Here is an 11385-nt window from a genome sequence, read left to right on the forward strand (position 1 = left end):
ATGAAAAAAATTAAAGTTGGTTTAGTTGGATATGGTTTTTCAGGAGCTACGTTCCATGCACCATTTATTAGTGTTCTAGAAGAATTTGAATTAACAAAAGTTGTTAGTTCAAAAAAGGAAGATGTCCAAGGAGATTTAGGAGATGTAGAAGTAGTATGTAGTTTAGATGAAGTACTAAAAGATGAATTAATTGACTTAGTTGTCATTACTACGCCAAGTGGTATGCATTATGAAATGGCAAAACAAAGTTTAGAAGCTGGTAAACATGTCATTTTAGAAAAACCGATGGTCGTGGAAACATGGGAAGCAGAAGAGTTAATCAAGATTGCTGAAGAAAAGAATCGAGTACTAAGCGTTTATCATAATAGAAGATGGGATAATGACTTTTTAACAGTTAAAAAATTAATAAATGAAGGTGTATTAGGAGAAATCAATACATATCAAGTTCATTTTGACCGATATAGACCAGAAGTAAGAAATCGATGGAGAGAAAAGCAAGGTCCTGGTTCTGGTATGTTATATGATTTAGGTTCGCATTTAATTGATCAAGCTTTAAGCCTTTTTGGACAACCTCAATTCATCTCAGCGGATGTGTTTGCACAAAGAGAAAATGCAGAAACAGATGATTATTTCCATATCATTTTAGGATATAACAAACTACGTGTAATCTTACATTCTGGTTCCATCATCCCAAGTAACGGACCACGCTTTCAAGTTCATGGAAACAAAGGGAGCTTTATAAAGTATGGATTAGATGGACAAGAAGCTGCACTAAAAGAAGGTAAAAAGCCTACTGTACAAACATGGGGAATGGATGAACCACAATTCTATGGAAAGCTCTATACTGTTGACGGCGAAAAAGAAATAGAAGAAACGATTGAAACAATTCCAGGTTCGTATACAACATATTACAAGAAAATTGCTGAAAGTATTCTAAATGGTTCAAATGCTCCCGTTACAGGTATAGAAGGGTTATCTGTTATTAAAATCATTGAAGCAGCACTGAAAAGTAGTAAAGAAAAGAAAGTGATCTATTTATAATTGGAGGCTGTATGGAAGAAATAACTATTCAACAAAAACTTGAAGTGGTAAGGAATCAAGAAGAAAAGCTAATCTTTAATAGCTTTTCAAATAAAGATGCTTTAGAAATTGGTTTATTAATTATTGAAGCAGCTAAAGAGTTGGATAAACCAGTTGCGATAAATATTTTAAAAAACGGTCAAAGTATTTTCCATTATGCAATGGATCATACATCACCAGACCAAGATCTATGGATCAAGCGAAAATCTAATATTGTTCTTCGTCATCATTGCAGCTCTTATTATATGAGACTTTACAATGAGATGAAAAATAGATCCTATAATGAATTTTACTCGGCCAGTCCGTCTGAGTTTGCTGCCCATGGTGGGGCATTTCCGATTAAAATTGAAGGATCAGGCGTAATTGGTGTCATTACTGTTTCAGGCTTAGCTCAAGAGGATGATCATAATTTGATTGTGGAAGCATTAGCCAAATTCCTAAATAAAAGGATTTAATTTTAAGGATTAGTTAATGAATAATGTTGTTATTTGATTTACTCGAACGGTTGTAAAAATAACTGGGAGCGAGTGAGTTTTAATAGTATTAGTGGATAAAATTTATCAAATCAAAGGCAGGTTAATTCAATTATCGGAAGGAAAATAGTAGATAAAAAGGGAATTGTTTGATATATCATATTACATAAAGGAGAGAAAGCTATGAGTAAATCATTTATTGAACAAGTACATTATATAAGAATTCCTGTAAATGATTTAGAACTTTCTGCTCAATGGTATAGAGATGTATTAGGGCTCCAGTTATTAAACAATACTGAGGAACTAGCGATTTTAAAAGTAAATGAAGGACCTTTCTTACTTATCTTAGTTCCTACAGTAGATGAAACCTTTGCACATTTTACAATTGATAATAAACAAGAATTTAGTATTGGCTTTACAAGTCCAGAATTATCTAAATTTCATCAACACTTAATTGATCATCAAGTTAAGGTCGAGGATATAAAAGTAGATAATGGTCACGCCTTTTTCCACTTTTATGACCCAAATGGTAATAAACTTCAAGTACACTGGTAAGTTTATATTAAATAAATTACCTTATTTCATTAACAGGCGATTTAGCGAAATAAGATCGGGAACGTCCAAATCAGACGTTCCCATATTTTTTGCCTGAAAAACAACAATACCATTTAACAACGCCAATTTCAAAGGATCACAATTTCGGCTCCTTTTTTAAATGAGTCACGATCTACACTATTTGGTATGGTTTCAGTTCTTTGAAATAAAGGGATTCAATAACTTCACCTCGAATATTTAAAGAACAATTCGTACAAACCAATTTAATTATGAGTAAAAATCAATACATAAGGTGGATAAATAGTGAAAATTAGAGAAATCAAAGTAGAGGATGCAGAAAGTTTAGCAAAACTAATTTCAGAAGTTGAAAATCAGTCAGATTTCATGCTTTATGGAGCAGGGGTGAGGAATATAACAACTGAAAAACAACTTAAACAGATAGAAGTGATTGAAAAATCCCCAAATTCTACAATATTTGTTGCGGAAGAAACTTCTGGCAAGTTAGTCGGTTTTGCGTTTGCAATTGGAAGTACCGCAAAAAGGAAAAAACATTCCGTCTATCTTGTCATTGGAATTATAGAGGAATTTACAGGTAAGGGAATTGGGACAAAATTATTTCAAGCATTAGAAGAATGGGCAATTAATCATAGTATATTCAGATTAGAATTAACTGTTGTAAAACAGAATGAAGCAGCAGTAGGTTTATATAAAAAAATGGGTTATCAAATCGAAGGAACAAAAATAAATTCCTTGATAATAGATGGTAAAAGCTTTGATGAATATATTATGGCTAAAATATTATAATGGATTGGCCTTAAAAGTTTTGGAAATTGTTGGTGGAATTGCTGGATGGGCTTTGAATTATTTTTTTGAAAATCAGTAAAAATCTATTAATAATTTTAAAATTACGTAAAGGATAATTTTAAAAAAACAGGGAAAATTTTTTCAAAAAATTACCATTTTCATTTTCCTTTCATAATTGTATGGGATTATAAATTGTATTTAAATTACATATGATAGGGAATGATATTTTAATGTCAACTGCAAAAGAAGTTTTAAAGTCGTCAGTTAGTAAAATACCACAATTGACATTGTTATTTTGGATCATGAAGATTTCTGCAACAACCCTAGGAGAAACAGGTAGTGATTTAGTTACTGTACCTGGAACAGAAGATAATTATTTAACTCCTTTTCTGTTTTTTGTAGGTGTATTCGCTGTCTTTTTAACGATTCAATTGTTTGTAAAAAGATATGTATCAACCGTCTATTGGACTGTTATTCTATCTACTAGTCTTGCAGGTACAGCGTTTTCAGATTATATGGATCGTTCATTAGGGTTAGGTTATATGAAAGGCTCACTAATTCTAATAAGTTTACTTTCTATCATTTTTATTTTTTGGTATTTTACAGAGCCAACGTTAAACGTGAAAAATATTGCGACTAAAAGAGTAGAGGTTTTATATTGGGTTGCTATTCTTGTTTCTAATACATTAGGGACTGCAGCAGGTGATTTTTTATCTCATAAATCTGAAGGAGTAGGTACATTAGCAAGTGGAGGCAGTTACCTAGAACAAGGATTAGGACTAACTATTGCTCAAGGGGCAATGATTACAGGTGGTCTAATTTTATTAATTCTTTTAGCATACTGGTTTACAAATTTAAATAGAGTATTTTTATTTTGGCTAGCGTTCGTACTCACACGACCATTCGGAGCAACATTTGGAGATTTCCTCATTAAACCTCAAGAAAAAGGCGGGTTAGGATTAGAGAACGGTACACAAATCGCATCTGCTATTTTATTAGGTGTTCTTATTGTCTGTATAATCATTCAGTTTGTAACAAATAAATCAAAATTAAATAAATCTGAAATAAATGAATCTGATATTCAAGTAATTTAATTTATTTAAGGTTTATATAAAAGGAGAGTGGGAGGTAAGTAAGATACTTATCACTCACTCTCCTTATTACTTTTTTTGGAAGAAAAAAAGCTGCCAAAGCAGCTTAAATTAATATTTATAATGTTAATTAATCTCTTTTAAATCTAGCCATTCAGAATATGTCAAAATGTTTAATTCATCTTTTTTACTTACTACATAATTCACAATCGTTTTATACTTTTTTGGATCAAAATTCATTTGAGCTTTATCAGCTTTTTTTTCAAATCGATGGTTAGTAAATACAATTGATTGTTTCGTCTTAATTGCTAAGTCAATTTGATCTTTAACCCATGAAATGTCGGTACTAGGAAGTAAATTAATCGTACGAACTTCATATTTTTTGATATTGTTTGTTTGTATTCCATCTTTTATGGTACGAGCACTTCGATAATGTTCGTCCTGCAAGGTTTTCAAAGTATCTTGATTAAAAGATCCATATGGATAAACAGCGATATTACTTGCTCTTGTAAAACAGTGTTGATCAAGCCATTCCCGTGCATCGTTTAATTCACTCTTTTGCTCTTGTTTATTTAAACTTGCTAAATGTCGATGGGTATTTGTATGATTCATCAAATCCCAACCAGAACGATATAACGTATTTAATTGACGTAATGACATGTATCCTTTAGTACCTATTTTCGAAGGAATAACAGCAATACTTCCTTTAATTTCATTATCTTTTAAGATTTGAAAACCTTTCGTAAATTGCGTTTCCCATCCATCATCCATTGTAAAAATAATGTTAGCTTTATTTTGGTTTTTTTGAATTTCTTTTGGTGTTTGCACTTTACTTTGCAAATTTTTACAATTAGTAGTTTGCAGCAAATTATTTTGTGGTTTTGGTTGTGACAAATAAGATGCACTACTTTTCATAAATGGATATGCTATCAAAAATGATGAAATTAGAACAGCATATACGATAACAAGTTTTTTATCCAACGTTCTTCATTCCTTTATCCTTTTCTAATTCATAAATTCTCCCAGATCGTGAAACTTTGTTCCAATCATTACGGTTTATAAAATAGGAAATAGTTCCATATAGTACAAAAAATAATGTTACAAAACGATAGACAAATAAGTCTAAAATAATTGTAACCGTCAATCTGATCATTTCTTTGCCTTTAAATTTAACGCCATAATAATTGGCCAAATACATAGCAAATAGACTATAAATAAAATTTAAAGATACAACACCAATCAGATAGAATAATAGTAGATTTTGAGCATGTCCTATATTTGTAAACAACATATAGCCAAAATTAAAAAGCGTAAAATAAATAGCAACTGTACCTAAAATAAAAGAATCGATTAACATAAAGAAAGAAACAGTGCGAAATAAAAAGGTCTTTATAAGCATTGGAAAATAATAAATGACACAATCAATAAATGCCTTTTGCCAACGAATCCTTTGTTTAAATAAATCCTTCCAGGTTTCTGGACACTCTGTATAACATACAGCATTGGGGACAAAAACCATTCTTTTACCAGGATTTTTTAAAATGTATTGTTGAAATTTTAATGTAATGTCGATATCTTCTCCTAAAGTCTTTCTATATCCACCAACTTTAAATAAAATTTCTCTATTAAAAACTCCGAATGCTCCGGAAATAACGGAGAGTGCATCGAATTTCGCAAGAGAAACTCTATTAATATAGAATCCTTTTATGAATTCAAAGATTTGAAATCGAATGACATGGTTTACTTTTAAAGTACGATCGATATTATTTTGATTAAATTGAACACCTTGAAGGGGGTGCACCATTCCACCTGCTGCTAATACATCAGGATCTTGGAAAACTTCATTCAGGACATCCAATGCGTCGTTTGCAAGAATACTATCTGCATCTAAAGTTACGACTAATTCATTTTTAGAGTATTCGATTCCAGCGTTTAAGGCGTCATGTTTTCCACCATTTACTTTGTCTATTACGTAAACATTTGGGTAAATAGTCGATTTATAGAAGTTTTTGATTTTATTACTCTTTAACTGATTTGATATTTTTCGCTCTTCCGGTGTTAGACGAAGAAGTTTATGTAAAATTTTTATGGTTTCATCTTGAGAGCCATCGTTAATATATATAACTTCTTTTGCTGAGTAATCTAATCTATTAATACCTTTAATAGCTGTTTCAATAATGCTTTCTTCGTTAAAGCATGGTATGAGTATGCTGATGCTTTTATTAGTACGTATTAGGTTTTGTTTTCGTTTCCTACGATTATAAAAGATTGGAAGCGAATTAATCATATGTAAGATAGGGAAAAAGGTACATAAGAATAGGGTGAGTATTGTAACAAATTGCATAATTAAATCTCCTTAAAACTTGTATTGTTACTTAATTTCAATATGTGAGTATGAAAGATCATATTAAATCAGTCATAACAAAATTAGATTTCTACTTTGATTATTTTAACGAGATTTTGGTTTGTTTTATATGTTATTCTTTGAACAATTTATTTCAAAATGAATACTAACAATACAAATATTAAAATGTTTTTGAAATTCGTGGTAATTTCACGTACCGTATTTTATTTTTAATAAAATAAAGTTAATTGTTGAGATAGAAAAAGAAGTGCAAAGTACTAAAGATATTAATTAAAAAAAGCACTAAAATATAGAGGAGATTATTAATTTTGAGGTGAAATAGTTTGTATTTCCTTGAAGTGTAATGACAAAAAACATATATCATTTAGAAAAACAATAGCCTAATCTATACTCATTGTTGTGATCAATGGATTGAAGGAGAATTAGTTGTAAAAAAAATTCATGAAGTTGATAAAGATAAATATAAAACAAAACAGCCGAAAACTTAATAAGTTTCAGCTGTTTTGATATTCGTTATTTTAAATGAATTAAAGTATTATCTAACAAATAATCCTACAATCGTTCCAGTTAAAACTGAACCTAGCGTAGCAACTAATAATACTTTTAAACCAAATTTAGCAAAAAGCTCTGATTGTTTTTTATCAATTGCAGCGATTGCTCCATAAATAATTCCAATTGATGAAAAGTTAGCAAATGATACTAAGAATGATGACACGATTGCCACAGTTTTTGTTGTTAAATTAGGAATGATTTTTTGGAAATCAAGCATTGCAACAAACTCATTTGCAGCAACTTTTGTACCCATAATTGATCCTGATCGTACTAATTCATCTGTTGGGATACCCATGATGAAAGCAACAGGTGCAAAAACATATCCTAAAATTTCAGTAAATGTCATACCGATAATCGAATTGAATACGAAATTAATCATTGCAAGTAAACCAATGTAGGTTATTAACATTGCACCTACAATTAAGGCAACTTTACCACCATCAAGTGCACCGTTACCGATGGCTTCAAATAATGACTTTTCTTTAATCATTTCTTTGACATTAATATCTTCATCTTGTTCTGATGTAACAGGACATGCCATTGAAGAAAGAATTAAACCAGAGAACACGTTGATCGGCAGTGCAACAAGTACATATTCAGGGGGAATCATTTGCATATATGCACCTAAGATCGAACAAGATACCGCTACTAACGAAGATGTAACGACAACAAATAATCGGTTCGGTGTTAGTTTATGTAATTCAGTTTTAACAGAAAGAATTGCTGTTGTATCACCGAATACCATACTATTTACAGCAACGAATGACTCAATCTTTGGTAATCCTGTAATTTTTGCAACTGCACCACCGATATATTTAATTGCTAAAGGTAGTATTCTTGTGTAAGTCAAAATTGATAATAATGAAGATACGAATATGATCATCATTAACACATTAATCCAGAAATAACCCTTTGTCGATAAATCGCCGAATACAAATGCAATACCTTCGTTACCAAATGATAAAACTTTATTAAAGAAAGAGACGATCTTTTGTAAAACTGTTCTTCCAATTGAGGTTTTTAGCATAAACCAAGCTAAAATCAATTGAACCACTAACATAATTGCAACAGCTTTATAGTTAATGTGCTTTTTATCATTAGACATTAGCCAACAAATAATAAGTATCAAGATAATGCCAATGATTGCGATAATATATGACATTTATTTTCCTCCAAACTACATAATCGTAAAATAATTTCTAATTTGCAATCTTATTGTTTCCAATCAATATAAAAATATCATTTAATAAAGTAAGGTGTTTTTATATAAATAGCTGAACTAATTTCATCCCACCCCACACACCTATAATTCCACAAATTGCTGAAAATACAGGTGGTGCCGGAATTGGTAATTTAATGAGAGTAAATACAACTCCAACAATTAAACCTGCGATTAAGCTCATAATTATTTCATGCATATTTACTAACTCCTTTTTGTACAACACTGTTTAGTATTTCGATTGATACTGATAGCCAATCTTCTCTGTTAATAGGGTATTATCCCCAAAAATCGTAACTAATACAAATTACTCCGATAAAGAAAAACTTTTTTTGTAAATCAAATGGCTGGTAGGTAAAAAGAATGTTTTTAAAGAATATATTTGTAAAGAAAATTTTAATCTTGATCACTTAGAATATTTTCAAGTTGAAAGGGGCTTATGAATGAAACAATCACTGTTGCAAGAAATTCATGATTTTACTTTATATGGTGAACATGCAGATCATTTTGAATACTTAGCAAGCGGAAAAGATGGAGATGTTTATACTAGAGATAATTATGTAATAAAAGTATTTAAGGAAGATGGCAAAAGTCGAGATGACGGAATGAAACTTCACCTTCTCGAACGAAGTATATACTATCCTAAAGTCCATGCATATACGAATGATTTTATGGTAAGTGATCGAATTTTTGGTGAAACTTTTTATCAATTAGATGGACACAGTAAAAATTTACGTAAACAATATGAAACAGAGATTAATCAAGCTATCTTTCATGCTCAAAATGCAGGTTTAAATGCATTTGACTTACATAATCATAATTTAATGTTATCAAATGATGGAGAAGTTCGAATTGTTGACGTCGGTCGATTTTCTCTTGAAGAAGAAACTCTCCAGCTAGGCTTTTTTAAATCTTTATTTGGAAGTTCCCATCGACGTAACCGAAAACATAAAAGACGTCATGATCACTCATCCTCAAGGCATCATTACAGGCACTCCTCATCGTCCGTACGCCACCATCGTAGACATTCAAGTTCATATAGCTCTTACTCTTCCTAAATAAAAATCCATCTTTCTTAGCAAAGGTGGATTTTTTTCTCAATTGTATAAGTTAGAATGGAATGGAAAAACTAACCAATATTATTAATAGTATTATTGGAGGGCAAAATGTATAAATCAATCGTAACGTTTATGCTTTTAATCTTTCTTGGTTTTTCCTTCAATCATTTCATGGTGGCAGAGGCTAGTGTATTTACGAAAGAAATGTTAAAAAAAGAAATCGAGAATTACGGAGAAAAAGCAACTAACAAAATCCCGGCATCCTATAGTAAAGAAGATGCGCTAAAAAATGGAGATATATTAATAATAGGAAGAACTACTAACCATAATGAACGAATTCAAAAATTTATTAATAACGTAAAAAATAAGAAGCCTGACTTTATTCGATTTGTTGAATTTACTTCAAAAGGTGATCCAGTCATTACAGAATATCAATATAATGGAAAATTAATTTATTATCGATTTGATAGTTCAAGGGATCGAACAGACCGATATCGAAAAGGTACATTTGCAATGAGTAAATTTGTTACAGGACCAAAAGTATTAGAAGACTATTGCCAAAAGCTAGTCGTAAATTCAAATTCGTCATATTTAACAAATTGTTATCATTTTGATAAGGTGGAATTTTAATCTTTAAAAACGTCGGTTAAAAAATCGGCGTTTTTTGTATTTTAGTTAAATGAGAGTAAAAAAATTTCACTCACCGTAATTTATATGCAAAACAAATTTAGAACTTAAAATTCACTATTCTTAATAAAACTTAATCAAAAACTATTCAAATGTAAAATTTCACGTACTGTAATATTTTCCTAAAAATATTTCTTTTAACGATAAGATGGACAAAAAGTTCCAAACTAAACTATAATTTCTACATATAACGAATAAAACTACTACTAAAATCTGGAAATAAAAAGGATTCACCAAAGGAGTAAATAAAATGACAGAAAATATAGTTCAAAATAAAAAAACTGAGTTAATAAAATACATACCTCCAAAAGGAGAATTTACAAAATTTTTGTCTGATGAGGATTATTTAGAAAAAGGACGATCTTGGGGTTTATTTAATAAAAATCCAAAACATGATTTTTTATTCAAAGGGCAAGACTTTCAAGTAAATGTAAAGCTTGTTGGTTATGAAACTTATGGAGTTACGGATGAGTATCATACAATTATTATTGAATTTGAAGATGGCAATTTAACATGTATTCATCCTGCTTATTTAAAAGAAATGCAATCTCCAAGCTTTAAGAAAGTATACACTGTTGGTGAAAGTGATACGAAGAACAGTGAAGAGAAGAAAACAGAATCAGAAACAAAGTCGAAAGAAAGTAATTCTAAAGCTACTACAAAGAAAAAAGTAGAAAAGAAAGAGGTAGTTTCAATTACTTTACCAACTGATAAATCACATTTTAACGGCACCGTTAAAGAATTTAGTACAAAATATAATCATTTCAATGATAGCGAAGAAGAAATCGTAATTTGGGAAAACATAGCTGTCAAAGGAGATCAGGATTTAGTAATTGGAAATGCTTGGTGTTCGTTGAGTAAAACTTTAAAAGCAGCTGAATTAGAGGTAGGTAAATCTTATCAATTTGATGGAAAAGTAGTAGATAAGAAATTAAACAAAGAAGTTAAATATAAACTAAATAACCCTTCAAAGGTTGCTGAGATTTAAATCAAGATCAAGAATAAAAGTTTCAAATTAATTTATATTGGATCAAGCTAATTCAAAAAAAGCTAACTAGTTCAGTTAGCTTTTTTGTATTGCAATATAAAATAGTCAATAGGAAAAAGAAAAATAAGTGAACATTATTGCTGATTAAATTATCAATTTTGGATGATCTATAAATGGATTTTAATTGTTTATATCTTTGAGCAATTTTATTAATAAGTATCAATAATTGTTTTTTTCACAAGTTAAAAATAATTATGGTCTATTTTTTAGATAAACAAGTTCAATTGAATAGTTATAAATTAATGTTCGGTTTTAATTGACATGCAAACTACTGATTAATTAGAAGCGTTTCTTTACTCTAAGTAAAGGATAATTGATTAGGTTTTTAGTGTAGACTTGTTTTTAAGAATAAGTTGATTGGAATGGAGGGATGCTCGACTCCTATGGTATAAGCGGGAAGGCTGAGACCCCGCAGGCTCGCCGAGGAGGCTCAGCTCTCGCCCCATGGAAAGC

General features: G+C 30.3%; 12 protein-coding genes. 8 read left to right on the forward strand and 4 right to left on the reverse strand.

The window, feature by feature from the left end; translation table 11 throughout:
• From COJ46_RS17775 to COJ46_RS17795, 5 genes are all read left to right on the forward strand, one after another.
• Complete coding sequence (locus tag COJ46_RS17775) at window positions 1-1041, forward strand: oxidoreductase (protein WP_097977043.1); 1041 nt, start codon at window positions 1-3, stop codon at window positions 1039-1041.
• Between the two features lie 11 nt (window positions 1042-1052).
• On the forward strand, window positions 1053-1535 hold the full coding sequence (locus COJ46_RS17780) for a heme-degrading domain-containing protein (RefSeq protein WP_097977044.1): 483 nt from the start codon (window positions 1053-1055) through the stop codon (window positions 1533-1535).
• A 201-nt stretch (window positions 1536-1736) separates the two neighbouring features.
• Window positions 1737-2108, forward strand: coding sequence for a VOC family protein (locus COJ46_RS17785; RefSeq protein ID WP_097977046.1), 372 nt, complete (start codon window positions 1737-1739; stop codon window positions 2106-2108).
• A 303-nt stretch (window positions 2109-2411) separates the two neighbouring features.
• Window positions 2412-2912, forward strand: a complete 501-nt coding sequence (locus COJ46_RS17790; RefSeq protein ID WP_098566155.1) for a GNAT family N-acetyltransferase — start codon at window positions 2412-2414, stop codon at window positions 2910-2912.
• 230 nt (window positions 2913-3142) lie between these two features.
• Complete coding sequence (locus COJ46_RS17795; protein WP_097977050.1) at window positions 3143-4006, forward strand: COG4705 family protein; 864 nt, start codon at window positions 3143-3145, stop codon at window positions 4004-4006.
• Window positions 4007-4129: 123 nt separating this feature from the next.
• Here the strand turns inward: COJ46_RS17795 and COJ46_RS17800 are convergent, their stop codons facing one another.
• The 4 genes from COJ46_RS17800 to COJ46_RS17815 form a co-directional block, all read right to left on the reverse strand.
• Complete coding sequence (locus tag COJ46_RS17800; RefSeq protein WP_097977051.1) at window positions 4130-4984, reverse strand: polysaccharide deacetylase family protein; 855 nt, start codon at window positions 4982-4984, stop codon at window positions 4130-4132.
• Complete coding sequence (locus tag COJ46_RS17805; protein ID WP_097977053.1) at window positions 4977-6347, reverse strand: glycosyltransferase family 2 protein; 1371 nt, start codon at window positions 6345-6347, stop codon at window positions 4977-4979. The genes COJ46_RS17800 and COJ46_RS17805 overlap by 8 nt, the downstream gene beginning before the upstream one ends.
• A gap of 556 nt (window positions 6348-6903) precedes the next feature.
• Window positions 6904-8082, reverse strand: coding sequence for a NupC/NupG family nucleoside CNT transporter (locus COJ46_RS17810; RefSeq protein ID WP_097977055.1), 1179 nt, complete (start codon window positions 8080-8082; stop codon window positions 6904-6906).
• Window positions 8083-8182: 100 nt separating this feature from the next.
• Window positions 8183-8338, reverse strand: coding sequence for a XapX domain-containing protein (locus tag COJ46_RS17815; RefSeq protein WP_025671048.1), 156 nt, complete (start codon window positions 8336-8338; stop codon window positions 8183-8185).
• A gap of 244 nt (window positions 8339-8582) precedes the next feature.
• Here COJ46_RS17815 and COJ46_RS17820 point away from each other — a divergent pair, with 244 nt between their 5' ends.
• From COJ46_RS17820 to COJ46_RS17830, 3 genes are all read left to right on the forward strand, one after another.
• Window positions 8583-9197, forward strand: a complete 615-nt coding sequence (locus COJ46_RS17820; RefSeq protein WP_097977057.1) for a protein kinase family protein — start codon at window positions 8583-8585, stop codon at window positions 9195-9197.
• Window positions 9198-9305: 108 nt separating this feature from the next.
• The gene (locus tag COJ46_RS17825; protein WP_098566156.1) at window positions 9306-9827 is read left to right on the forward strand and encodes a DUF4362 domain-containing protein; all 522 of its coding nucleotides are present in this window, start codon (window positions 9306-9308) and stop codon (window positions 9825-9827) included.
• A gap of 307 nt (window positions 9828-10134) precedes the next feature.
• Window positions 10135-10872, forward strand: coding sequence for a hypothetical protein (locus tag COJ46_RS17830; protein WP_097977060.1), 738 nt, complete (start codon window positions 10135-10137; stop codon window positions 10870-10872).
• Window positions 10873-11385: the final 513 nt, after the last annotated feature.

This window comes from Bacillus sp. AFS077874, assembly GCF_002566505.1.
Classification (GTDB): domain Bacteria; phylum Bacillota; class Bacilli; order Bacillales; family Bacillaceae_G; genus Gottfriedia.